We start from the raw sequence: 22,974 nt of genomic DNA, 5'->3' as shown, positions 1-22,974 counted from the left end.
GTGGTGCGCTGCCCCTTGAACGACAAGGAGGGGCGCTGCGCCTGCGGACCGGCAAAGCCGGATCCGCGGCCCCGGCTGAACAAGACCTCTGCGTTGCGTCCGGTGCTTGCTCATGAACCCCGATAGCGCCGCCATTGCGCCGCGCGCGCTGCTGCTGACGGCTTTCGACCAGTTGCTGCAGCCCGAAGCGTTCAAGGACTACGGGCCCAACGGCCTGCAGGTCGAAGGCAAGGCCGAAGTGCGCAAGATTGTCTCCGGCGTCACCGCCAGCCTGGCGTTGATCGAAGCCGCCATTGCCGCGCAGGCCGATGCGATTTTTGTACACCACGGCCTGTTCTGGCGCGGCCAGGACGGCCGGGTCACGGGCTGGATGAAGCAACGCCTGGCGCTGCTGCTGGCGCACGACATCAACCTCTACGCCTACCATCTGCCGCTGGACGCGCATCCGGAGCTTGGCAACAACGCGCAACTGGGCCTGCAGCTCGGCCTGAAGGCGGACCGCTGGTTTGGCGACAACAAGCTCGGTTTCCTCGGTAGGCGCAGCGGCGCCGAAGACGGCTTCGACAGCGCCGAGAGTCTCGTCTCGCACGTCAAAAACGCACTAAATCGGCCTGTGACCCTTGTGGGAAAAGGACCGACAGCTATTAAAAACATAGCGTGGTGCACAGGCGGTGCGCAGGGTTACTTCGAGGACGCCATCGCGGCTGGGGCCGACGCCTTCATCACCGGCGAGATCTCCGAGCCTCAGGCGCATTACGCGCGCGAGATGGGTGTGGCCTTCATCGCCTGCGGCCACCACGCGTCCGAGCGTTACGGCGCGCCCGCCGTGGCGGCGCATGTGGCGGCGCAGTTCGGGCTGGCGCACGCGTTCATCGACATCGACAACCCGGCCTAGCAGCCTGGCCGCGTTTCAGACGGCGGTGCGGCGCTGCCGGACCGGTTGCAGCGCGCGTGCCGGGTGCGAGCGGGCTGTGCGCATGGCGTGCCAGCTGGCGCCAAGTTCGGCGTTTTCCACCGGCACCGCCAGGTGGCTGATCTCGTCGAGCAGCGCGGCGCGCGAACGCATGGCACGCGCGGCCGCCGCCACGCCTTGCACTTCATGCAGGAGTTCGTCCACGTCTTTGCCCGCGCCAGACAGGTGCACCAGACCAACGCCGATGTCGACGCTGACTTTGATGCGCTCGCCGTTGAGTGCGGTCACTTCCAGCGGCTTGCGCAGGCTGGACGCCACGCGCAGCCCCATGGTGCGTATCCAGCGCGGCGAGTGCAGGGTCTCGATCAGCACGATGAAGCAGCGGTCGTAATAACGCCCGGCGGGGTTGACCACGCCGGTGTGGCGCTGCATGCGCCGCGCGAGCTGGCTGTAGATCTCGTTGAGGCCATAGTGGCCGACCTGGGCCAGCAGCCGCTCGGGGTCGAACAGTTGCACCGCCATCAGCGCCCCGTCGCGGCGGGTACGCGACAGGCGGCGCTGCGCACGCACGATTTTCCGCACCGTTACCGCGCTGCTGTAAAGCTGGGTGACCGGGTCGCGCCGCGAACGGGAGTGAGGGTGTATCTGGAGAAGCTGGTGGTTGCGCAGCCATAACAGGCCGGCGATCAGGGACATGCTGACCAGACCCAGCAGGGCCACGCCGGCCTGGCTGGCTGTGGACAGGCGGTTGAGGTCCAGAGCCAACCAGTACAAACCCAGTTGCAAGGGCAAAGTAAGCAGACTTGCAAAAGCCAGCCCCCAGGCGAGGCGGTCGCCGTGCCGGGCTGCGCGCGCGGTCAGCCATAGCATGGCGCTCACAGTCACCATGGTCAGTGCGGCCGACACGGGCAATTGCTGGGGGCGCGGCAACAACAGGCACAAAGGCCCCCCGACCATACACAGCCACGCCATGGCGCGCAAACTGATGTCCGTCAACCGGTCGCGCTTGGCCGACCCCAGCCATTGCCTGCCCCAATAAATGCCCATGGCGCTGCGCAGTGGCCCGATCAACACCTGGGCGATGTGTATCCATGGCGCGCTGGCCAGCGGCAGCGTGGTCTCTGGCAAGCCGTTCAGCAAGGTAAAAAACAGCCAGTACATGCCGAGGTAGATCAGGCTTTGCACGCTGGGGCGGCTGCGGGTGTAAACGGCCTGGGCAGCGGCCAGCAACACAATCAGGCCCATGGAGCCTGTGGCGGCGCTCCAGAGGATGGTTTCGGCCGTATTCATGGCGTTGCCGGCAAACCGCCCGCGGGCAATGCCATTTGCGCGAAAATACCGAAAGAATGCATGTTGCTGCTTCCTTCCATCAGGCTGCCTGTGGCCTGCCTTTTCCCGTGGATGCGGGGCTGGGGCAGGCAGGCATGCAAATCATTATGGGCCGTTCAGATGGCCAGGGGAAGTTATGAAAAACACCAAGTTCCTGTCGGTTCAAGCCGCGAGTTTTTTATGGCAATGACCCGGCCGCTGGCCATCACCATGGGCGATCCGGCCGGTATCGGTCCGGAGATCATCGCCAAAGCCTTTCGCGACGCGCCAGCCGAACTGGCGGGTTGCCTGGTTGCGGGCGATCTGGCCACGCTGCGCCGTGCATCCCAGTTGATCGCTGCTGACGGCGCGCTGGCGCTGCCTGTGGTGCAGCTTGAAGGCGTCGCCGGTTGGCAGGCCGTGCCGCCGCGCTGTATTCCCGTGCTGCAGACCTGTGTGTTGCCGACCCGGGCCGCTTTCGGGCAGGTCAGCGCTGCCGCTGGCAAGGCTGCGGCAGATTGCATTGTCTGGGCCGCCCGTGCGGCGCTGGTGGGCGAAGTGGCCGCCATGGTGACCGCGCCGATTCACAAGGAGGCGCTGGCCCTGGCTGGCGCAGGTTTTGAGCGCTTTCCCGGCCACACCGAACTGCTGCAGGCCGAAGCGGCGGCATTTGCCGGCAAAACCGTGACCGACATGCCGGTGCGCATGATGCTGGCCAATGAGGAGCTTAAGACCGTGCTGGTCAGCATCCACTTGTCCTTGCGTGATGCGCTGGACGCGGTGACTTTCGACAATGTGTTGCAGACCCTGCAGATTGCGCACCGCTGTGTGCGCGGAGCTGCGGGCGGCGCGCCGCGTATTGCGGTGGCCGGCCTGAACCCACACGCGGGCGAGGGCGGCCTGTTCGGCCGGGAAGAAATCGACATCATCGCGCCGGCCATCGCAGCTGCCCGCGCTCAGGGCCTGAATGTGAGCGGCCCCTTCGCGCCCGACACCGTGTTTATGCGGGCGCGCACCCCTGCCGGTCAGGCGGGCGAGTTCGACGTGGTGGTGGCGATGTACCACGACCAGGGCCTGATCCCGGTCAAGTACCTCGGTGTGGAGCAGGGCGTCAACGTCACCCTGGGGCTGCCGCTGGTGCGCACCAGCCCGGACCACGGCACGGCCTTTGACATTGCTGGTACCGGCGAGGCCGATGCTTCCAGCCTGATCGCCGCCGTTCGTATGGCGCGCAGCCTGGCCGTTTGAATCACTCCTGACTATGTGCCGAAAAGGCCTCCAGCCCTTATTTGGCGAGCGTAAGCAGCTACTAAATCAATAGCGATTGCCGTGTCTTCGCAAGCAGGGGCCGCGCGTCCGGCTTTGCCGGCGCGCAGGCGCCGCCCCTGGAAGGGGGAAGGCGCTACACGCAGTGAGCGTCCGACAGGGTGAACCTACTTCCTCAAGCTGTCGCGAATCTCACGCAGCAGCATCACGTCTTCGGGCGTGGCCGCGGGCGCGGGTGGGGCGGTCGGGGCTTCTTTCTTCAGGCGGTTGATTTGCTTGATCATCAGGAAAATGATTAAAGCCAGGATGGCGAAGTTGATGGCGACAGTGATGAAGTTGCCATAGGCAAACACCGGCACGCCGGCCTTTTTCAACGCGTCCAGCGTGGTGACGGTTCCCGCCGGAACATTGCCCAGCACGATGAACAGGTTGGAAAAATCGATCTTGCCGATCACCGCGCCGACCAGCGGCAGGATCAGGTCGCTGACGACGGAATCGACAATCTTGCCGAAAGCCGCACCGATGATGACGCCGACCGCTAGGTCGACGACGCTGCCCTTGACGGCAAACTCCTTGAATTCCTGCATCATGCCCATGGCGTACTCCTTTTTGTTGCCAGATGAATATTTTTTAACTGCCACGCCGCAGGCGGGCCGGCAGCCGGATTATCTTCGTTGCTCTGGCTTTCGCGCCAGCTCTTTGCGCTGGTGTTTCCCGCTGTTTTAGCGTGCTGGCTTGTGCGTCAAGCCGCCGTGAGGGTGCCCGAAGGCAGTCTCTGGCTTGAAATTGCTTTGCGCGCTCCGTTACAATGCCGGGTTGACCCCAACGCACTCCTTTTTAGGTTTTCAAGCCCTGTTCTTGTAGGACACCCATGACCGAAGCTAGTCTCAAGGCGCCGCTCAGTGCGCCGATTGATAAAGATAAAAGAAACTGGATAGTCACCACTTGTGCCGTTGGTGGCGCGGGTGTGGCGGCTGTCGCTGTGCCGTTTGTCAGCACCTTCCAGCCGTCCGAGCGCGCCAAGGCCGCTGGTGCTGCCGTTGAGGTGGATATCTCGGCGATGAAACCGGGCGAAAAACTGACCGTCGAGTGGCGCGGCAAGCCGGTCTGGATTGTCAAGCGTACGCCTGAGCAACTGGCTGGCCTGCCCAAGCTGGACTCGCAACTTGCTGACCCCAAATCCGAGCGCAACCCTGGCGACCTCACGCCTGAATATGCGCGCAACGAAGGCCGTTCGATCAAGCCCGAGATATTTGTGGCGGTCGGCATCTGCTCGCACCTGGGTTGCTCGCCGATCGACAAATTTCAGATCGGCGGACAGCCTTCATTGCCTGATGACTGGGCCGGAGGCTTTCTTTGCCCCTGCCATGGTTCAACCTTCGACATTGCTGGCCGCGTTTATAAAAACAAGCCCGCACCAGATAACCTGGAAGTGCCGCCCCACATGTACCTGTCAGATGCCAAGCTGCTGATTGGTGAGGACAAAAAAGCCTGAAGCTTTGCTGGACCAGGCGGCCGACCGATTGATGCGCCCGCCCAAGTCCTCCACCGACTAGCAAATAGGACCCCTTATGGCTGAATTCAAAGAACTATCCCCCGATGCGCCGGCTGCTGCCAAGTTGATGAACTGGGTTGACAACCGCTTCCCCGCCAGCAAGCTCTACAAAGAGCACATGAGCGAGTATTACGCGCCGAAGAACTTCAACTTCTGGTACGTTTTTGGCTCGCTGGCACTGCTGGTGCTGGTGATCCAGATCGTTACTGGCATCTTCCTGACCATGCATTACAAGCCCGATGCCGCACTGGCTTTCGGCTCGGTCGAATACATCATGCGCGACGTGCCTTGGGGCTGGCTGGTGCGCTACATGCACTCCACCGGCGCCTCGGCATTTTTTGTGGTGGTCTACCTGCACATGTTCCGCGGCCTGATCTACGGCAGCTACCGCAAGCCGCGCGAGCTGATCTGGATTTTCGGCTGCGCGATTTTTCTGTGCCTGATGGCCGAAGCCTTCATGGGCTATCTGCTGCCCTGGGGCCAGATGAGCTACTGGGGTGCCCAGGTGATCGTCAACCTGTTTGCAGCAATTCCCTTCATCGGCCCCGACTTGGCGCTGCTGATCCGCGGCGACTACGTGGTGGGTGATGCAACACTAAACCGCTTCTTCGCCTTCCATGTGATTGCCGTGCCGCTGGTGCTGCTCGGCCTGGTGGTCGCACACCTGATCGCGCTGCATGAAGTCGGCTCCAACAACCCCGACGGCGTCGAGATCAAGAAGTACAAGGACGCCAGTGGCAAGCCGCTGGACGGCATTGCCTTTCACCCCTACTACACGGTGCACGACATCTTCGCCGTGAGCGTGTTCCTGATGGTGTTCTCGGCAATTATTTTCTTTGCGCCTGAAGCGGGGGGTTACTTCCTGGAGTACAACAACTTCATCCCGGCCGACTCGCTGAAGACGCCTTCGCACATTGCGCCGGTCTGGTACTTCACGCCGTATTACTCGATGCTGCGTGCCATCACCAGCCAGATGATGTATGCGCTGGTCGCCTGCGTGCTGGTCGGCGCCGTGCTCGGTGTGCTCAAAGCCAAAATCGGCGGCTTGTTCAAGGCCGTCATCGTTGGCGGTGCAGTGGTGCTGGTCATTGCGATGTTGATGTTCGATCCGAAGTTCTGGGGAGTGGTCGTCATGGGCGGCGCGGTCATCATTCTCTTTTTTCTGCCCTGGCTGGACCACAGTCCGGTCAGGTCGATTCGCTACCGTCCCGACTGGCACAAATACATGTACGGTATTTTCGTGATCAATTTTGTGGTGCTCGGCTACCTCGGCATCAAGCCGCCCTCGCTGATCAATGAGCGTGTGTCGCAGATTGGAACCCTGTTTTACTTCGGTTTCTTCCTGCTGATGCCTTGGTGGAGCCGCCTGGGAACCTTCAAGACACCGCCTGATCGCGTGACTTTTGCTGCCCACTGAGCCGGAGATTCTGACCATGACGAAAACATTGAAACAACTGGCGCTGGGACTGGTGGCCGTGCTGGCACTGGCCGGCAACGTGGCGCATGCGGCAAGCGAAGGCATCGCCTGGGACAAGGCGCCCAACAAGACCAACGACCTGGGTGCCCTGCAAAACGGCGCCAAGCTGTTTGTCAATTACTGCCTGAACTGCCACTCCGCCGCATTCATGCGATACAACCGCCTGACCGACATCGGCCTGACCGAGCAACAGATCAAGGACAACCTGCTGTTTGCCACCGACAAGGTGGGCGAAACCATGAAGGCTGCGATTGATCCGAAGCAGGCCAAGGACTGGTTTGGCGGCAACCCGCCCGACCTGACCGTGATTGCTCGCTCCCGCGCCGGTGCGGGCGGCTCTGGCGCTGATTACCTCTACACCTATCTGCGCACCTATTACCGCGACGACACCAAGGCATCCGGCTGGAACAACCTGGCATTCCCGAGCGTGGCCATGCCGCATGTGCTCTGGGAGCTGTCAGGCGAACGCAAGCCGCTCTTTGACGTGAAGGAAGAGCATGGCCACAAGGTGCAGGTCTTCAAGGGCTGGCAACAAGTCACGCCCGGCACCCTGAGCCCGCTGCAGTATGACCAGGCCATGGCTGATCTGGTCGGTTACATGCAATGGATGGGAGAGCCGGCCCAGAACACCCGTGTCCGGGTCGGTGTCTGGGTGCTAATGTTTCTGCTGATGTTCACCTTCATTGCCTGGCGCCTGAACGCTTCGTTCTGGAAAGACATCAAGTAATTTTTTTCGCCGGGACTCGTTTCCCGGCACCTTCTGGAGTGGATGCCTTCACCGTATCCACTCCTTTGCATTTAGGAGTTCGCAACCATGATGGTCCTTTATTCAGGCACGACCTGCCCGTTCTCGCACCGCTGCCGTTTTGTGCTGTTTGAAAAAGGCATGGACTTCGAAATCCGCGATGTGGACTTGTACAACAAGCCGGAAGACATCAACGTCATGAACCCTTACGGCCAGGTGCCTATCCTGGTCGAGCGTGACCTGATTCTTTACGAGTCGAACATCATCAATGAGTACATCGACGAGCGTTTTCCGCACCCGCAACTGATGCCCGGCGACCCGGTGGACCGCGCGCGCGTGCGGCTGTTTTTGCTGAACTTCGAAAAAGAGCTGTTCGTTCACGTCAACATCCTGGAAGCCCGTGCCTCCAAGGGCAATGAGAAAGCGCTGGAAAAAGCCCGTTCGCACATCCGCGACCGCCTCACGCAGTTGGCCCCGGTGTTCCTGAAGAACAAGTTCATGCTGGGCGACAATTTCTCCATGCTCGACGTCGCGATTGCGCCGCTGCTGTGGCGCCTGGACTACTACGACATCGACCTGTCCAAGAACGCGGCGCCCTTGCTCAAGTACGCCGAGCGCATCTTCTCGCGCCCAGCGTATATCGAAGCTCTCACACCTTCAGAAAAGGTGATGCGCAAGTAAGCGCAATTGCAGCGACCCTGATGAACGCGCTCGACTCCACTTCGACCCGCCCCTACTTGATACGGGCGTTGTACGACTGGTGTACCGACAACGGGCTGACGCCCTATGTGGCGGTGGCCGTGGATGAAACCGTTCAGGTGCCGCGTGAATACGTCAAGAACAACGAGATCGTGCTCAACATCAGTTTTGACGCCACCAGTTCGCTGAAGCTGGGCAACGACTTCATTGAGTTCAAGGCGCGTTTCGCCGGCAGTGCCCGCGAAATCATGGTGCCCATCGCTCGCGTGATTGCCATTTATGCGCGTGAAAACGGTCAGGGCATGGCGTTTCCACTGGCCACGCCGGCTTCGGCCCTTGCGCAGCCAGTCCATGATGGCGAAGGGCATTCCTCCCAGGAACTGCCACCGCCCGACACAGCGACTGCAGAGCCCACAGTCGGGACAGGGCCCGAGGCGAAGATCGTACAATTGGTTCCTGCAAACCTTACCGTGTCGGCGCGTGAAGACGATCCGGCGCCACCCGAGCCCCCCAAGCCAACGCAAGGCAAACGGCCTTCGCTCAAACGGGTGAAATAAACAGGTCACGTAAAATAGAGTTTGTGCCGCTTTAGCTCAGTTGGTAGAGCAACCGCCTTGTAAGCGGTAGGTCGTCAGTTCGAATCCGACAAGCGGCACCATTTCCCTGCATTCATCCCGGCCCTTGCCGTCGGCACGCAGAACTATCACTTCGATAGCAGCTACTTCAAACCGCGCAAGCCTCTAGCGCATGGCTGTATTGGTAAATACTACTTTTTGGCTATTAGTATCTTCAGCCGAATTGAGGTAACCTTCCAACCTTTGCCAATCAGGCGCGACTGGATCAGCGGCAACAACTGGCGGACTTTGGCAGCGGCGGCATTGCTGCTGACCAGCAGGCACCAGACGTCCTCATTAATCGGGCCGGCCTGAACCGCAGGGCGCAGGGCTTCCGGGATCAGCGACTCAATGGCCTTGAGCCGGTCATTGGATTCCTGGACAAGCCCGGCCAGCCGCGCCAATGAGGGCGAGTTCTCGACAGCCTGGCTGAAAGTGACAGCCCCATGGGGGCGGGGTGTGGGATTCACGGCAGTGGGCTCAGTTCAAGGAGTTGGATACGTGCATTTGATTATCACGGATGCGTGGCTTGCCAAAAGCCGTGCTGTTTATTTAAGTGGCACCCGGCTTGTGTTGGTGGGTTTTGTAGCGGCACTGGCATTGATGCTGGTGGCCGCTGGCATGTACCACTGGGTCTTTCTCAAAGGCGCGCGTGAGGGCTGGCCGCTGATCGGCTCGCTGGTCAAACTCGTGGTGAAGGACGAGTTCGAGCAGCGTGATCGCTTCATGCGTGAAAACCTCGATGTCATGGCCAAACGCCTGGGTGAAATGCAGGCCAAGATGATGCAGCTTGAGGCGCTGGGCGAACGAGTATCAGGCCTGGCTGGCGTCAATCCCAATGACATCAAGACCCAGCCCGGTCGCGGCGGTGTGCTGGTGACGGGCCGCTCCCTCACCATGGAAGAATTGCAGGCCACGCTGGCTGACCTGGACAGGCTGACCGATCAGCGCGTGGACCTGATGACCGTCATGGAGTCCCGCCTGTTCGATCAGAAAATCAAAAAAATGATGGTACCCACCCAGCAACCGGTACAGACCGGCATTCTTGGCTCGTCGTTTGGCTGGCGCATTGACCCTCTGAACGGCCGTTCCGCACTGCACACCGGGCTGGATTTTCCGGCCGAGCCCGGCACCTCGATCCTGGCGGCTGCGGGCGGCGTGGTGGTCACCCAGGAATACCACGCTGCCTACGGCAACATGGTCGAGGTCGATCACGGCAACGACCTGGTCACCCGCTACGCCCATGCCTCACGGGTGCTGGTCAAGAAGGGCGACCTGATCAGGCGCGGCCAAAAAATAGCCGAGGTAGGCACCACCGGGCGTTCGACCGGGCCGCATCTGCATTTTGAAGTGCTGGTGCAGGGGGTGTACCAGGATCCGCAGAAGTTCCTGACCGCCGGCCAGAAACTGCCTCAGGCCCCGACAGTGGCCATCGCCCAGTCACCGGCCGCGCAGCCTGCCCAGATACCGCGTCCGAAGTAGCAGCGCGGCAGAGGTAAAATCTGCGTTTGGCGCGTAGTTGAACAAACCGCGGGCGCCCACACTTACGTCGATACTCAATAAGGGATTTCGGCCGCACTGCCAGCTCACCGGGGCTGCCAGCGCGGCCTCGCATTTATGGCTTCCAATATCCTGACCAAACTCTTCGGCAGCCGCAACGACAGGCTGCTCAAAACCTATCGCAAATCCATAGAACGCATCAATGCGCTGGAAGCACCGCTTGAAAAGCTCGACGACGTTGAGTTGCGCGCCAAAACCCGGGAATTCATAGACCGCGTGGCCACCGGCGAAACCCTGGATGCGATCCTCCCCGAAGCGTTTGCTGTGGTTCGCGAAGGCAGCAAACGGGTGATGAAGATGCGCCACTTCGATGTGCAGATGCTGGGCGGCATGGCGCTGCACAACGGCAAGATCTCCGAAATGGGCACGGGCGAAGGCAAGACATTGACCGCCACGCTGCCGGTTTACCTGAATGCGCTGACCGGCAAAGGCGTGCATGTCGTGACCGTCAACGATTACCTGGCTAGCCGGGATGCGCGCTGGATGGGCCGGCTCTACAACTTTCTGGGCCTGACCGTCGGCATCAACCTGCCCAACATGCCGCGCGAGGAAAAGCAGGAAGCCTACCGCTGCGACATCACCTACGGCACCAACAACGAATACGGTTTTGACTACTTGCGCGACAACATGGTCTACGAAGTGGCCGACCGGGTGCAGCGCGGCCTGAACTTTGCCATCGTCGATGAGGTGGACTCCATCCTGATCGATGAAGCCCGTACGCCGCTGATCATCAGCGGCCAGGCCGAAGACCACACCGAGATGTACCTGGCGATGAACAAGGTGGTGCCCTTGCTGACCCGCCAGGAAGGTGAGGCCGACCCGCGCACCGGTGAAGGTGTCATTAAGCCTGGCGACTTCACGCTTGATGAGAAGACGCAGCAGGTGTTCCTGACCGAGCAGGGCCACGAGAATGCCGAACGCATTTTGTCCAGCATGGGCATGATTCCCGAGAATTCCACCCTGTACGACCCGGCGAACATTTCGCTGATGCACCATCTGTACGCCGCATTGCGGGCCAACAACCTCTATCACCGTGACCAGCACTATGTGGTGCAGGACGGCGAAATCGTCATTGTTGACGAGTTCACGGGACGCCTGATGTCGGGCCGGCGCTGGAGCGAAGGCCTGCACCAGGCAGTGGAGGCCAAGGAAGGGGTGCAGATCCAGGCTGAAAACCAGACCATGGCGTCGATCACCTTCCAAAACTACTTCCGCCTCTACGGCAAGTTGTCCGGCATGACCGGCACCGCCGATACCGAGGCCTACGAGTTCCAGGAAATCTACGGACTGGAAACCACGGTGATCCCGCCGAACAGGCCCAGCCGCCGCGGCGACCAGCTAGACCGCGTCTACAAGACTACGCGCGAAAAATACGAGGCGGCTATCAAGGACATCCGCGAATGTCACGAGCGTGGACAGCCGGTGCTGGTGGGCACGACCTCGATTGAAAATTCCGAGATCATCGACAAGCTGCTGGAGGCGGAGAAGCTGCCGCACCAGGTGCTCAACGCCAAGCAGCATGCGCGTGAGGCCGACATCGTGGCCCAGGCCGGCCGTCCCGGCATGATCACGATTGCGACCAACATGGCCGGCCGCGGCACCGACATCGTGCTTGGCGGTAATGTGGAAAAGCGCATTGAGGCCGTGGACGCGCTGGAGACCTCTCGCGAGGACAAGGACGCTGAAATTTTGAAGCTGCGCACCGAATGGACGCAGGAGCATGAAAAGGTCAAGGGTCTGGGCGGGCTGCGCATCATTGCGACGGAACGCCATGAATCGCGCCGCATCGACAACCAGTTGCGTGGCCGCTCCGGCCGCCAGGGCGACCCCGGGTCTTCACGTTTTTACCTGAGCCTGGACGATCCACTGATGCGCATTTTTGCCGGTGACCGGGTCCGCGCCATCATGGAGCGGCTCAAGATGCCGGACGGTGAAGCGATCGAGGCCGGCATCGTGACCCGCAGCATCGAGTCGGCGCAGCGCAAAGTGGAGGCGCGCAACTTCGACATCCGCAAGCAGTTGCTTGAATACGATGATGTGTCCAATGACCAGCGCAAGGTGATTTACCAGCAGCGCAACGACATCATGGACGCAAGCAGTCTGGCCGAGCAGATTGCCTCGCTGCGCGCAGGCTGCTTCACCGACCTGACCCGGCAATACATTCCGGCGGAAAGTGTTGAGGAGCAATGGGATATTCCAGGCCTGGAGAAAGTGCTGCGCGATGAATGGCAGATCGAGCTCTCACTGCAGCAGGAAGTGGAAGCGGCGAGCGCGATCACTGACGAAGACCTGCTGGAAAAGGTGATTGCTGCGGCCGATGCAGCTTTTGCCGGGAAGGTCGAGAAAATTGGGGAAGAAAGTTTTACCCAGTTCGAACGAATTGTGCTGCTGCAAAGCATAGACAAACACTGGCGCGATCACCTGAGCGCGCTCGACCACCTGCGTCAGGGTATTCATCTGCGCGGCTACGCCCAGAAGCAACCCAAGCAGGAGTACAAACGCGAAGCCTTTGAGCTGTTCGGTCAACTGCTCGACAGTGTCAAGAATGAAGTCACCAAAATCCTCATGACGGTCCAGGTGCAGTCGGGCGAGCAGCTCGGGCAGGCCGCCGAGGAAATGGAAGACCGGGCAGAACGTATCGCCAATGTGACCTACACGGCGCCGACGGAAACCGGAGAAGTCGAAACCACGGTGGATGAGGAATCGCTGCGCTACAAGCAGGCCTTGCCTGCTGGCGCGGTGCCGCGTGTCGGCCGCAACGATCCCTGCCCCTGCGGCTCCGGAAAAAAATACAAACTCTGCCACGGGAAGCTGAACTGAACCCGGCCCGCGGCCCGTCATCTGGAGTCAAGAAACATGGCTGTCAATCTGCTCGCCACGCCCGCTGCTGATCTGTATCCCGTGCCCGGCGTGCGTTGGGGCATCACTGAAGCCGGCATACGCAAGGCCGGGCGCAAAGACCTGTCGGTGCTGCTGCTCGATGAAGGTGCTTGCGTAGGCGCAGTCTTCACGCAGAACCGCTTTTGCGCCGCACCGGTGCAAATCTGCCGCGAACACCTGGCCAAAAATGGTGGCAAGAGCCTGGGCATACGCGCCATGCTGATCAACACCGGCAACGCCAATGCAGGCACTGGCGCGGACGGCCTGAACCGTGCGCAGGCGAGTTGCATCGCCCTGGCGCGGGAACTGAATATTGCCCCTGAGCAGATCCTGCCGTTTTCGACCGGTGTGATCATGGAGCCTTTGCCGCATGACCGCATTGCCGCCGGCCTGCCTGCCGCAGTGGCTGATGCGCAAGCGTCACACTGGGGCAAGGCCGCCGAAGCCATCATGACCACGGACACCGTGGCCAAGGCCTTCTCCCGCCGCGTTACCTTGGGCGGCGCGAGCGTCACGATCACCGGCATCAGCAAAGGCGCCGGCATGATTCGCCCCAACATGGCGACCATGCTGGGTTTCCTCGCGACCGATGCCTTTGTGGCGCAGGGGTTGATGGCGCAACTGGCCACCGAACTGGCCGAAGGTTCCTTCAATCGCGTTACGGTGGATGGCGACACTTCGACCAATGACTCCTTCGTTGTGATGGCTACCAACCGCGCCAAACATGCGGAGATCACCTCGCTGGACAGCCCCGATGGTCAGGCCCTGAAGGCGGCCATGCTGGCTGTGGCGCGTCAGCTCGCGCAAGCCATTGTGCGCGACGGTGAAGGCGCCACCAAGTTCATCACCGTCCAGGTCGAGGGCGGCAAAACCGCTGCGGAATGCCGGCTGGTGGCTTATGCGATTGCGCATTCGCCGCTGGTCAAGACGGCGTTTTTTGCCAGCGACCCGAATCTTGGCCGCATCCTGGCGGCGGTCGGTTATGCTGGCATCGCCGATCTGGATCAGACAACCATCGATCTCTATCTGGATGAGGTGCTGGTGGCCAAAAACGGCGGCCGGCATGTTGACTATGTCGAAGCCGATGGCCAGCGCGTGATGAAACAAAGCGAAATCACCGTGCGTGTGTCCCTGGGCCGGGGCCAGGCCACGGACACGGTATGGACCTGCGACCTGTCCTACGACTACGTCAAGATTAACGCAGACTACCGCAGCTAAGCTGCTGAGCCATCGCCCCATGAACGAGCAATTTGAACGCCTGATGGTTCGCGCAGAGTCCCTGCTGGCGCGCATTGAGTCGGTGCTGCCGCAGCCGCTGTCGGCGCCTGACTGGAGCGCCTCGGTCGCCTACCGCTACCGAAAGCGCAGCTCCGGCCATGGCTCGCTCGAACCTGTGCGACACATCGGCAGCATGAATTTGACCGACCTCAAGGAAATCGAGGACCAGAAAGAAAAAATCCGGCGCAATACCGAGCAGTTTGTGAGCGGCAAACCCGCCAACAATGTGCTGCTGACCGGTGCGCGCGGCACCGGCAAGTCTTCGCTGATCAAGGCCTGCCTCAACGAATACTCGGCGCGCGGCCTGCGCCTGATCGAGGTCGACAAGGCCGACCTGACCGACCTGCATGACATCGTTGATGTGGTCTCTGGCCTGAACGAAAAATTCATCGTGTTTTGCGATGACCTGAGTTTTGAGGAGGGTGAACCCGGCTACAAGGCGCTCAAATCCATTCTCGACGGCTCGGTCGCGGCCGCCACACCCAATGTGCTGATCTACGCGACCAGCAACCGGCGCCACCTGCTGCCGGAATACATGACAGAAAACCTGACCTACTCTCGCAGCGAGGATGGCGAGGTGCATCCCGGCGAGGTGGTGGAAGAGAAGATTTCGCTGTCCGAACGTTTCGGCCTGTGGGTCAGCTTCTACCCCTTCAGCCAGGACGAGTACCTGACCATCGTCGCGCAGTGGCTGTCGTCGTTCGGCGTGACGCCTGACGCCATCAGTGCGGCCAAACCGGCATCGCTGGTCTGGGCGCTTGAGCGCGGCTCGCGCAGCGGCCGTGTCGCCTACCAGTTCGCGCGCGACTACGCCGGTCGTGACAGCGAGCAGCGGCCGGTCACCGCAGCGCCCATCGCCGCGTATGAACGTCCGGGTGCGGCGTCCGACCCCGGCGACCAGGCGGCTGATCACGCCACATGAGCGTGCTGGTCGCCGACGGTGATCGCCCGCGCGAGGGCGGTGCGGATCGCAAGGTGGTGGATGTTGCGGTGGGTGTGCTGCTGCGGTCCGACGGCGACTTCCTGCTGACCTCACGACCACCCGGAAAAGTCTACGAGGGTTATTGGGAGTTCCCCGGCGGCAAGCTGGAGGCCGGCGAGACGGTGGAGCAGGCGCTGCGCCGCGAACTGCATGAAGAAATCGGCATCACCATAAGCAAGGCCCAAGCCTGGAAGGTGGAGCTGGTGGACTACCCACACGCCCTGGTGCGGCTCAATTTCTGCAAGGTGTTTGACTGGACGGGCGAGTTGCACATGCGCGAGGGTCAATTGTTTGCCTGGCAGCGCTTGCCGGTCCAAGTGAAGCCGGTGCTGCCGGGCACGCTGCCGGTGCTGCTGTGGTTTGCCGAGGAGCGCAAATTTTCCGGGCTGACCCACACCCGGGTTTGAAACATGCTCTGTTATTGATAGCTACTATCGCTCACCAGATATGGGTTAGATGGCTTTTTCATCAAAAATTCAGATGAAATGGCCGAATTTAAGCGTGCCGTGTTGCTGCGCCGCACAAATGGCCTCAAGATAGCCTTGCTACCCGTTCTGCTGGGAGCTGAATTTGAGGATTTGTCGCTATGCCTGACCCTGCTTTCAGTCACACCGCCGGCACTGCCACTTACCACTTTCATGATCTGAAAGACTTGCTGGCAAAAGCCTCGCCGCTTCGATCGGGGGACGTGCTGGCCGGTGTGGCCGCAGCCACCGATGAAGAGCGCGTGGTGGCGCAGATGACGCTGGCGGAGGTGCCGCTGGTCCGGTTCCTCAACGACACCGTGATTTCCTACGAAGACGACGAAATCACCCGGCTTGTCATTGACAGCCATGACGCGGTCGCCTTTGCGCCCATCCGCCACCTGACGGTGGGCGACTTCCGCAACTGGCTGCTCAGCGATGCAGTCGACAGTGTTGCCCTGGCGGCTGTAGCGGCCGGCATCACGCCAGAAATGGCGGCGGCCGTCTCCAAACTCATGCGCAACCAGGACCTGATTCTGGTGGCGCAAAAATGCCGCGTGGTCACGGCGTTTCGCAACACCATCGGCTTGCCAGGGCGCTTGTCCACGCGGCTGCAGCCCAACCACCCGACCGATGACGCGGCCGGTATCGCGGCCAGCCTGCTTGACGGCCTGCTCTACGGTAGTGGCGACGCGGTGATCGGCATCAACCCGGCCACCGACAACCTGCCGCAAGTCATCCGGTTGATCGGCATGCTGGACGACATCATCCAGCGGTATGCCATTCCGGCGCAATCGTGCGTACTCACCCATGTGACCAACACACTGGAGGCGATTGAGCGCGGTGCGCCAGTGGACCTGGTGTTTCAGTCGATTGCCGGAACCGAGGCGGCCAACCGCAGCTTCGGCATTGACCTGAAACTGCTGGCCGAGGCGCAAAGCGCTGCCTTGTCCCTGGGGCGCGGCACAGTGGGCAACAACGTGATGTATTTTGAAACTGGCCAGGGCAGCGCCTTGTCGGCCCAAGCGCATCACGGCCTGGACCAGCAAACCTGTGAAGTGCGGGCTTATGCGGTGGCCCGCCAGTTCAAACCGCTGCTGGTCAACAGTGTGGTGGGATTCATCGGACCGGAATATCTGTACAACGGCAAGCAAATCATTCGTGCCGGGCTCGAAGATCATTTTTGCGGCAAGTTGCTGGGCTTGCCCATGGGCTGCGACGTTTGTTACACCAACCATGCCGAAGCCGACCAGAACGACATGGACGTGCTGCTGACTTTGCTGGGCGTGGCCGGCTGCACCTTTGTCATGGGTGTGCCGGGGTCTGACGACATCATGCTCAACTACCAGAGCACCTCGTTTCACGACGCCTTGTATGCGCGCAGAGTGTTGGGCCTGCGCCCCGCGCCAGAGTTCGAGGCCTGGCTGGAAAAGATGCAGATCACGGGTGCGAGCGAGGGCGGGGGGCCGGTGCAACTGGCGCATCAGGTGCCGCCGGCATTTCGTGACGCGCTGCTGCGCTTGAGCTGAACCGGATGAACACATGAAGCCGCCGCCCCCGTCCGTGCTTGCCAATCCCTGGCAAGCACTGCGCCAGTTCACAGCCGCGCGAATCGCGCTGGGGCGGACGGGTGTCAGCCTGCCGACCCAGCCGCAGTTGGCGTTTCAACTGGCCCATGCGCGGGCGCGCGATGCGGTGCATCTGGCGCTGGATGTGCCGCAATTGCTGAAGGATCTGGAAACTGCGCAGCTTGCCCGCGCCGATACTTGCCTGGTGCTGGACAGTGCGGCGAGTGACCGCCTGCAGTACCTGCAGCACCCCGACAAGGGGCGACGTCTGGACGATGCCTCGCGTGAGCGCCTAAGGGCTTTGCCGCAGCCGCCAGACGGAAGGCGCTGTGACATCGCTTTTGTGATCGCGGATGGCTTGTCGGCTCTGGCGATTGCACAACATGCCGTGCCCCTGCTGGACGCCGTGATGCGGCTTATCGCGGCGGAACACTGGGTGCTGGCGCCGCTGACCGTTGTCAGACAGGGCCGGGTGGCGGTGGGCGACGAGGTTGGCGAGTTGCTGGGTGCCCGGCTTGTGGTGCTGTTGATTGGCGAGCGTCCTGGGCTGAGCTCACCTGACAGCCTGGGCATCTACCTGACCTGGATGCCGCGTGTGGGGCTGACGGATGAGCGCCGCAACTGCATATCCAATGTTCGCCCCGCCGGCCTGTCGCATGAGGATGCCGCAGCCAAAGCGTTTTACCTGGTGTCGCAGATGCGCCGACGGCAGTTGTCGGGTGTCCGGCTCAAGGATGACAGCGCTGTTGATTCCGGCCTGCAGGGCGTGGCGCGTGGCAATTTTCTGCTGGAACGGGATTAGCTGAAGTCCCACTGTTTTTTGGCGCCAAGCACCGCGTCGGGGTAGGGCGCCTTGCCACGCGAGCCGTTGTAGCGGCCCAGACCCATGAAGAGATCGCCTTTTTCACGGTCCAGGTAGTGGCGCAGGATCACGCAACCAAAACGCAGGTTGGTCTGCATGTGGAACAGCTTGCCGGCATCGCCGTCGCCGATCACGCGTGTCCAGAAGGGCATGACCTGCATGTAGCCGCGCGCGCCGACACGGCTGACGGCGAATTTACGGAAGTTGCTCTCCACCTGAATCAGGCCCAGCACCAGCGCCACGTCGAGCCCGGCGCGTTTGCTTTCGTACCATACGGTCTGCAAAAATTCCTTGCGAATCTGCCACTCCGGTTTTTTCTTGTGCAGCCTGTCGCTCATGGTGCCCAGCCAGCGCAGGTAAGCCAGCCGGCTCTCGGTGTCGCGAAACTCGGGAATCGGCGGCGCCTGGCTGGCAATGGCCGAACTCAGTGCGGTGCGCACCGAGTCGATCAGCGGCTCTTCAATTTGCCCGCCAGCGTTGACTTGCTCTGAAATAAATAGCAGAAAAGCCCCGGCCGACAAGGACTGGAGGCATATTCTCCTTGCAGGGCTGGCGGGGTCGGACGCCACTGCCCTCATGCGGCCAGTTTGTCCTTCAAAAATGCAAAAACCTCGCCGACCGCTACGCTGCTGGCGGCCGTGTCGCGACGGTGCTGGTATTCGATCTGGCCTTCCTTGAGGCCGCGGTCGCCGAGGGTGACGCGGTGCGGCACGCCGATCAGTTCCCAGTCGGCAAACATCGCACCCGGACGTTCGCCCCGGTCATCCAGGATCACGTCCACGCCGGCAGCAAGCAATTCGTCATGCAGCTTCTCGGCCGCGGCTTTCACGTCGGGGAAACGGTCCGGGCTGATCGGGCAGAGCACCACGGTGAAAGGCGCAATCGCGTCGGGCCAGATGATGCCGCGTTCATCATGGTTCTGTTCAATCGCAGCGGCCGGCAGGCGCGTGATGCCGATGCCGTAACAGCCCATTTCGAGAAACTGTGGCTTGCCGTTTTCCCCGAGAAAGGTCGCGTTCATCGCCTGGCTGTATTTGGTGCCGAGGTAAAACACATGGCCGACCTCGATGCCGCGCTCGATGGCCAGCACGCCCCGGCCGTCGGGCGAGGCATCGCCGGCGAGCACGTTGCGCAGGTCTGCGACGAGTTCGGGCTCAGGCAGGTCTCGGCCCCAGTTGACACCGGTGATATGAAAGTCAGGCTCATTGGCGCCGCAAACCCAGTCTGCCAGCGCCGCGACTTCGCGGTCGGTGACCAGCCTGACCGGCTTCTTCAAATTCAGCGGGCCGAGGTAACCGGGCTTGCAGCCGAAGTGATCCTCGATCTCCGGCAAGGTCGCAAAGCGGAAACCCGCCAAGCCTTCGACCTTGCCGACCTTGACTTCATTCATGTCGTGGTCGCCGCGCAGCAGCAGCAACCAGACCTGCGTCTTGGCGACTTTGCCAGCCGCGTCGAGTTCGTCCGTGGCCAGCACCAGCGACTTGACCGTCGACGCCAGCGGGATGGCCAGCAGTTCGGCCACCTCGCCGCAAGTGGCCTTGCCCGGTGTGGCCGTTCTTGTCATGGGCTGCGCGGCCGCTTTTCGCTCGCCCTGTGGCGCCAGCGCTTCCGCTTTTTCCATATTCGCGGCGTAGTCGCTGTCCGGGCAGTAAACGATGGCGTCTTCGCCGGTCGCAGCGATCACCTGGAACTCTTCGCTGAGGTCACCGCCGATGGCGCCGCTGTCTGCCGCCACCGCGCGGTAGCTCAGGCCAAAGCGGTCAAAAATCCGACGATAGGCCTGCGCCATGATCTGGTAACTGGCTTTGGCGGCAGTCTGGTCGCGGTCAAAACTGTAGGCGTCTTTCATGGTGAACTCGCGCCCACGCATCAAACCAAAACGCGGACGGCGTTCGTCACGAAACTTGGTTTGGATCTGGTACAGGTTTTTCGGCAATTGCTTGTAGCTGCGGATGTCCTGGCGCATCACGTCGGTGATGACTTCTTCACTGGTCGGCTGGACCACAAAATCACGGCCATGGCGGTCCTTGATGCGCAGGAGTTCCGGCCCCATTTTTTCAAAACGGCCGGTCTCCTGCCAGAGCTCGGCGGGCTGGATCACCGGCATGCTCATTTCAACAGCACCGGCGCGGTTCATCTCTTCCCGCACGATGGCTTCTACCTTGCGGATCACGCGCAGCCCCATGGGCATGTAGTTGTAAATGCCGGCACCCAGTTTCTTGATCATGCCCGCCCGCATCATGAGCTGGTGGCTGACCACCTCGGCGTCCGCAGGCGCTTCCTTGAGCGTGGAAATGAAGAACTGGGATGCTTTCATGGCTTGTTTTTCTGGGCTTCGTGAAGTTTTTGGGACGACCGTCCCGGCGTGCGCTTGGCTCTGAGCATTCTGCTGTGCATAATGGACTCAGTTTAAAAAATTTGAGGTTTGATTATGCTTGACCGGGACGGCTTTCGGCCCAACGTCGGCATCATCTTGCTCAACCAGAGAAGTCAGGTTTTTTGGGGCAAGCGCATACGGACTCACTCCTGGCAGTTTCCGCAGGGTGGCATTGACCGGGGCGAAAATCCCGAGCAGGCCATGTTCCGCGAATTGCACGAAGAAGTGGGGCTGATGCCGCAACATGTGCAGGTGCTTGCCCGGACCCGGGACTGGTTGCGCTATGAGGTGCCTGACCGGTTTATCCGCCGCGATGCGCGCGGACATTACAAAGGCCAGAAACAAATCTGGTTCCTGCTGCAACTGGTCGGCCACGACTGGGACCTGAACCTGCGTGCGACCGATCATCCGGAGTTCGACGCCTGGCGCTGGAACGACTACTGGGTGCCCCTCGACGTTGTTGTTGAATTCAAGCGCGGTGTCTACGAAATGGCATTGACAGAGCTGTCCCGTTTTGTGCCGCGCGTCGACAACCGTTTTGATGCCAGGCCGGATCACCGCAATCGCTATCTGCGTGGTGGCATGCGCCAGCGTGATCCAGGCGAAGCTGGCAGCGGCGAGCAGAGTCTGCATTCGACCGGGTTGCCGGGTGCCTCGTTTGAACTGCCGCCAGGCGCTACTTTTGAACCGGATCCGCAAACCAGTTTGGCGGCCGTTTCCCGAAATAAAAATCATGATCTCTAAATCGCTGGTGATGATGTGTCTGCTGAGCCTGTCAGCCGGGGCCTGGGCGCAACGGGACGCCGAACTGGCGGACTGGAAGGAAGAAGCGGTTGCGCCGCCGCCGGCTTTTGATACGGGAAAACTGCTGACTTTTGATGTGTCCCAAGCCTCATCGCTGACCTATGGGGTGGACCCGGCCACCCTCCGGATTTCGAAAGACGGCGTGCTCAGTTATGTGATGGTCGCCACCAGCGCCAGCGGCGCACGCAACATTCTGTATGAAGGCCTGCGCTGCGTCACTGGCGAGGTCAAGACCTATGCGCGCTACAGCCCGTCCGGCGCATGGACTCTGGCGGCCCAGCCTGAATGGCGGTCGCTGTTCGGCAACATGCCTTCCAAACATGCGCTGGCATTCGCCAGGGCTGGCGCTTGCGATGGCGCGGCACAGGCCTCCTCTGTCAACGAGATCACCCGTCAGCTCAAACTCAACCGCTTCAGTCGTTTTAGCTGGTGAGCACCAGATTGGTCCGATGGACCATCTCGGCTTCGCCCGTGTAGCCCAGCAGCTTTTCGAATTCCGTTGAAGGTTTGCGGCAAATCAGTCTGGCCTCTGCGCTGGAGTAGTTGGCCAGGCCGCGCGCGATTTCGCTGCCTGCGGCGTCATGTACCGCGATCACATCCCCGCGCGAGAACTCGCCCTGCACAGAGACCATGCCGATGGGCAGCAAGCTTTTGCCTTCGTCACGTACCTTGACGGCGGCGCCCGCATCGACCGCCACCGAGCCGCGCAGTTGCAGGTGGTCAGCCATCCATCGTTTGCGTGCCTGGTTTTTCGGCGTCTGGGCCAACAGCAGGGTGCCGATGGACTCGCCTTGCGTCAGGCGGATCAGGGCGTTCGGCTCCCGCCCCCAGGCGATCACAGTGGAGGCGCCTGAACCGGCCGCCCGCTTGGCTGCCAGGATTTTGGTGATCATGCCGCCTTTGCCAATGCTGGAGCCGGTGCCGCCCGCCATGGCTTCCAGCGCGGGGTCGCCGGCTTTGGCTTCACTGATAAACCGCGCGGCGGGGTCCTTGCGCGGGTCGGCGCTGTACAGGCCTTTCTGATCGGTCAGGATGATCAGGGCATCGGCGTCGACCAGGTTGGCGACCAGTGCGCCGAGGGTGTCGTTGTCGCCAAACTTGATTTCGTCGTTGACGACGGTGTCGTTTTCATTGATCACTGGCACCACGCCGAGCTGCAGCAAGGTCAGCAGGGTGGAGCGGGCATTGAGGTAACGCTCGCGGTCGGCCAGGTCGGCATGGGTCAGCAATACCTGGGCGCTGCCTACGCCGTTGTCGCGCAACTGGCTTTCGTAGACCTGGACCAGGCCCATCTGACCGACGGCGGCCGCTGCCTGCTGCTCATGGATGGCCTTGGGCCGCGTGGCCCAGCCCAGGCGTTTCATGCCTTCGGCAATCGCGCCGCTGCTGACCATGATGACCTCGCGGCCGCTTTTGACCAGCACCGCCAGTTGCTGGCACCACTGGCCGATGGCCGCGGCGTCGAGGCCACGTCCCTCATCGGTGACCAGGCTGGAGCCGACCTTGACCACGATGCGCTTGGCATTGAGAAGAACCTGGGAACCTGTTTTTTCTTGCATGTTCTGGTGGTTTTAGTGCTCCAGACCCTGTCGGGTGGGCGTAGCTAGCTATGAATATCGTAG

The 22,974-nt window shown here is 61.4% G+C and carries 22 protein-coding genes and 1 tRNA gene; 17 read left to right on the top strand and 6 right to left on the bottom strand.

Annotation, left to right across the window (positions count from 1 at the left end; genetic code table 11):
• The first annotated feature begins 112 nt into the window (after nt 1-112).
• Entirely contained in the window at nt 113-895 is a 783-nt protein-coding gene (locus IEX16_RS05895; protein ID WP_188707415.1) for a Nif3-like dinuclear metal center hexameric protein, read from the top strand.
• Nucleotides 896-910: 15 nt separating this feature from the next.
• Here IEX16_RS05895 and IEX16_RS05890 read toward each other — a convergent pair whose 3' ends face one another.
• The gene (locus tag IEX16_RS05890; RefSeq protein WP_188707414.1) at nt 911-2,203 is read right to left on the bottom strand and encodes a 7TM diverse intracellular signaling domain-containing protein; all 1,293 of its coding nucleotides are present in this window, start codon (nt 2,201-2,203) and stop codon (nt 911-913) included.
• A gap of 225 nt (nt 2,204-2,428) precedes the next feature.
• Between IEX16_RS05890 and pdxA the strand changes: the two genes are divergently transcribed.
• A complete protein-coding gene (gene pdxA / locus IEX16_RS05885) occupies nt 2,429-3,469 on the top strand; it encodes a 4-hydroxythreonine-4-phosphate dehydrogenase PdxA (RefSeq protein WP_188707571.1) in 1,041 nt (346 codons plus the stop codon).
• A gap of 185 nt (nt 3,470-3,654) precedes the next feature.
• Here pdxA and mscL read toward each other — a convergent pair whose 3' ends face one another.
• On the bottom strand, nt 3,655-4,083 hold the full coding sequence (gene mscL / locus IEX16_RS05880; RefSeq protein ID WP_188707413.1) for a large conductance mechanosensitive channel protein MscL: 429 nt from the start codon (nt 4,081-4,083) through the stop codon (nt 3,655-3,657).
• Nucleotides 4,084-4,358: 275 nt separating this feature from the next.
• On the opposite strand from mscL, the gene petA reads away from it, so the two are divergent.
• The 6 genes from petA (at nt 4,359) to IEX16_RS05850 (ending at nt 8,621) form a co-directional block, all read left to right on the top strand.
• Nucleotides 4,359-4,982 (top strand): ubiquinol-cytochrome c reductase iron-sulfur subunit, encoded by a 624-nt coding sequence (gene petA / locus IEX16_RS05875; RefSeq protein ID WP_188707412.1) that lies wholly within the window; start codon nt 4,359-4,361, stop codon nt 4,980-4,982.
• 76 nt (nt 4,983-5,058) lie between these two features.
• On the top strand, nt 5,059-6,459 hold the full coding sequence (locus IEX16_RS05870) for a cytochrome b (protein WP_188707411.1): 1,401 nt from the start codon (nt 5,059-5,061) through the stop codon (nt 6,457-6,459).
• 16 nt (nt 6,460-6,475) lie between these two features.
• The gene (locus tag IEX16_RS05865; protein WP_188707410.1) at nt 6,476-7,246 is read left to right on the top strand and encodes a cytochrome c1; all 771 of its coding nucleotides are present in this window, start codon (nt 6,476-6,478) and stop codon (nt 7,244-7,246) included.
• Between the two features lie 87 nt (nt 7,247-7,333).
• Nucleotides 7,334-7,945, top strand: a complete 612-nt coding sequence (locus IEX16_RS05860; RefSeq protein ID WP_188707409.1) for a glutathione S-transferase N-terminal domain-containing protein — start codon at nt 7,334-7,336, stop codon at nt 7,943-7,945.
• Between the two features lie 20 nt (nt 7,946-7,965).
• Nucleotides 7,966-8,520: a ClpXP protease specificity-enhancing factor gene (locus IEX16_RS05855; RefSeq protein ID WP_188707408.1), complete on the top strand. Its 555-nt coding sequence runs from the start codon at nt 7,966-7,968 to the stop codon at nt 8,518-8,520.
• Nucleotides 8,521-8,545: 25 nt separating this feature from the next.
• A tRNA-Thr gene (locus IEX16_RS05850) sits at nt 8,546-8,621 on the top strand.
• Nucleotides 8,622-8,729: 108 nt separating this feature from the next.
• Here the strand turns inward: IEX16_RS05850 and IEX16_RS05845 are convergent.
• Nucleotides 8,730-9,047 carry a hypothetical protein gene (locus tag IEX16_RS05845; RefSeq protein WP_188707407.1) on the bottom strand — a complete coding sequence of 106 codons (318 nt, stop codon included), beginning with the start codon at nt 9,045-9,047 and terminating at the stop codon, nt 8,730-8,732.
• Between the two features lie 31 nt (nt 9,048-9,078).
• Here IEX16_RS05845 and IEX16_RS05840 point away from each other — a divergent pair, with 31 nt between their 5' ends.
• From IEX16_RS05840 to eutC, 7 genes are all read left to right on the top strand, one after another.
• Nucleotides 9,079-10,059, top strand: coding sequence for a M23 family metallopeptidase (locus IEX16_RS05840; protein ID WP_188707406.1), 981 nt, complete (start codon nt 9,079-9,081; stop codon nt 10,057-10,059).
• A 135-nt stretch (nt 10,060-10,194) separates the two neighbouring features.
• A complete protein-coding gene (gene secA, locus IEX16_RS05835) occupies nt 10,195-12,957 on the top strand; it encodes a preprotein translocase subunit SecA (protein WP_188707405.1) in 2,763 nt (920 codons plus the stop codon).
• 36 nt (nt 12,958-12,993) lie between these two features.
• The gene (argJ, locus tag IEX16_RS05830) at nt 12,994-14,235 is read left to right on the top strand and encodes a bifunctional glutamate N-acetyltransferase/amino-acid acetyltransferase ArgJ (RefSeq protein ID WP_188707404.1); all 1,242 of its coding nucleotides are present in this window, start codon (nt 12,994-12,996) and stop codon (nt 14,233-14,235) included.
• A 19-nt stretch (nt 14,236-14,254) separates the two neighbouring features.
• Nucleotides 14,255-15,217 carry an ATP-binding protein gene (locus tag IEX16_RS05825; RefSeq protein ID WP_188707403.1) on the top strand — a complete coding sequence of 321 codons (963 nt, stop codon included), beginning with the start codon at nt 14,255-14,257 and terminating at the stop codon, nt 15,215-15,217.
• Nucleotides 15,214-15,684 (top strand): NUDIX domain-containing protein, encoded by a 471-nt coding sequence (locus tag IEX16_RS05820; RefSeq protein WP_188707402.1) that lies wholly within the window; start codon nt 15,214-15,216, stop codon nt 15,682-15,684. The genes IEX16_RS05825 and IEX16_RS05820 overlap by 4 nt, the downstream gene beginning before the upstream one ends.
• Before the next feature lie 179 nt (nt 15,685-15,863).
• The gene (locus IEX16_RS05815) at nt 15,864-17,270 is read left to right on the top strand and encodes an ethanolamine ammonia-lyase subunit EutB (protein WP_188707401.1); all 1,407 of its coding nucleotides are present in this window, start codon (nt 15,864-15,866) and stop codon (nt 17,268-17,270) included.
• 13 nt (nt 17,271-17,283) lie between these two features.
• A complete protein-coding gene (gene eutC, locus IEX16_RS05810; RefSeq protein ID WP_188707400.1) occupies nt 17,284-18,111 on the top strand; it encodes an ethanolamine ammonia-lyase subunit EutC in 828 nt (275 codons plus the stop codon).
• Here the strand turns inward: eutC and IEX16_RS05805 are convergent.
• Nucleotides 18,108-18,749: a lytic transglycosylase domain-containing protein gene (locus IEX16_RS05805; RefSeq protein ID WP_188707399.1), complete on the bottom strand. Its 642-nt coding sequence runs from the start codon at nt 18,747-18,749 to the stop codon at nt 18,108-18,110. The genes eutC and IEX16_RS05805 overlap by 4 nt on opposite strands.
• The gene (locus IEX16_RS05800) at nt 18,746-20,488 is read right to left on the bottom strand and encodes a proline--tRNA ligase (protein ID WP_188707398.1); all 1,743 of its coding nucleotides are present in this window, start codon (nt 20,486-20,488) and stop codon (nt 18,746-18,748) included. The genes IEX16_RS05805 and IEX16_RS05800 overlap by 4 nt, the downstream gene beginning before the upstream one ends.
• A gap of 114 nt (nt 20,489-20,602) precedes the next feature.
• On the opposite strand from IEX16_RS05800, the gene IEX16_RS05795 reads away from it, so the two are divergent.
• Nucleotides 20,603-21,292 (top strand): RNA pyrophosphohydrolase, encoded by a 690-nt coding sequence (locus IEX16_RS05795; RefSeq protein WP_188707397.1) that lies wholly within the window; start codon nt 20,603-20,605, stop codon nt 21,290-21,292.
• Nucleotides 21,282-21,785 (top strand): CNP1-like family protein, encoded by a 504-nt coding sequence (locus tag IEX16_RS05790; protein WP_188707396.1) that lies wholly within the window; start codon nt 21,282-21,284, stop codon nt 21,783-21,785. The genes IEX16_RS05795 and IEX16_RS05790 overlap by 11 nt, the downstream gene beginning before the upstream one ends.
• Here IEX16_RS05790 and proB read toward each other — a convergent pair.
• Nucleotides 21,775-22,911, bottom strand: coding sequence for a glutamate 5-kinase (proB, locus tag IEX16_RS05785; RefSeq protein ID WP_188707395.1), 1,137 nt, complete (start codon nt 22,909-22,911; stop codon nt 21,775-21,777). The two genes, IEX16_RS05790 and proB, sit on opposite strands and share 11 nt — an antisense overlap.
• Nucleotides 22,912-22,974 lie beyond the last annotated feature (63 nt).

Source organism: Polaromonas eurypsychrophila (assembly GCF_014641715.1).
GTDB classification, from domain to species: Bacteria; Pseudomonadota; Gammaproteobacteria; order Burkholderiales; family Burkholderiaceae_C; genus Polaromonas; species Polaromonas eurypsychrophila.
Note: the sequence above shows the minus strand (reverse complement) of the source record. Positions and strands in the feature narration are given on the sequence as shown.

Coding starts and splice junctions, on each gene's coding strand:
- argJ (WP_188707404.1), top strand. CDS start 12,994: ATGGCTGTCAATCTGCTCGCCACGCCCGCTGCTGATCTGTATCCCGTG.
- mscL (WP_188707413.1), bottom strand. CDS start 4,083: ATGGGCATGATGCAGGAATTCAAGGAGTTTGCCGTCAAGGGCAGCGTC.
- eutC (WP_188707400.1), top strand. CDS start 17,284: ATGAAGCCGCCGCCCCCGTCCGTGCTTGCCAATCCCTGGCAAGCACTG.
- IEX16_RS05855 (WP_188707408.1), top strand. CDS start 7,966: ATGAACGCGCTCGACTCCACTTCGACCCGCCCCTACTTGATACGGGCG.
- secA (WP_188707405.1), top strand. CDS start 10,195: ATGGCTTCCAATATCCTGACCAAACTCTTCGGCAGCCGCAACGACAGG.
- IEX16_RS05805 (WP_188707399.1), bottom strand. CDS start 18,749: ATGAGGGCAGTGGCGTCCGACCCCGCCAGCCCTGCAAGGAGAATATGC.
- IEX16_RS05860 (WP_188707409.1), top strand. CDS start 7,334: ATGATGGTCCTTTATTCAGGCACGACCTGCCCGTTCTCGCACCGCTGC.
- IEX16_RS05790 (WP_188707396.1), top strand. CDS start 21,282: ATGATCTCTAAATCGCTGGTGATGATGTGTCTGCTGAGCCTGTCAGCC.
- IEX16_RS05895 (WP_188707415.1), top strand. CDS start 113: ATGAACCCCGATAGCGCCGCCATTGCGCCGCGCGCGCTGCTGCTGACG.
- petA (WP_188707412.1), top strand. CDS start 4,359: ATGACCGAAGCTAGTCTCAAGGCGCCGCTCAGTGCGCCGATTGATAAA.
- IEX16_RS05800 (WP_188707398.1), bottom strand. CDS start 20,488: ATGAAAGCATCCCAGTTCTTCATTTCCACGCTCAAGGAAGCGCCTGCG.
- IEX16_RS05825 (WP_188707403.1), top strand. CDS start 14,255: ATGAACGAGCAATTTGAACGCCTGATGGTTCGCGCAGAGTCCCTGCTG.
- IEX16_RS05820 (WP_188707402.1), top strand. CDS start 15,214: ATGAGCGTGCTGGTCGCCGACGGTGATCGCCCGCGCGAGGGCGGTGCG.
- IEX16_RS05815 (WP_188707401.1), top strand. CDS start 15,864: ATGCCTGACCCTGCTTTCAGTCACACCGCCGGCACTGCCACTTACCAC.
- IEX16_RS05890 (WP_188707414.1), bottom strand. CDS start 2,203: ATGAATACGGCCGAAACCATCCTCTGGAGCGCCGCCACAGGCTCCATG.
- IEX16_RS05795 (WP_188707397.1), top strand. CDS start 20,603: ATGCTTGACCGGGACGGCTTTCGGCCCAACGTCGGCATCATCTTGCTC.
- pdxA (WP_188707571.1), top strand. CDS start 2,429: ATGACCCGGCCGCTGGCCATCACCATGGGCGATCCGGCCGGTATCGGT.
- proB (WP_188707395.1), bottom strand. CDS start 22,911: ATGCAAGAAAAAACAGGTTCCCAGGTTCTTCTCAATGCCAAGCGCATC.
- IEX16_RS05870 (WP_188707411.1), top strand. CDS start 5,059: ATGGCTGAATTCAAAGAACTATCCCCCGATGCGCCGGCTGCTGCCAAG.
- IEX16_RS05865 (WP_188707410.1), top strand. CDS start 6,476: ATGACGAAAACATTGAAACAACTGGCGCTGGGACTGGTGGCCGTGCTG.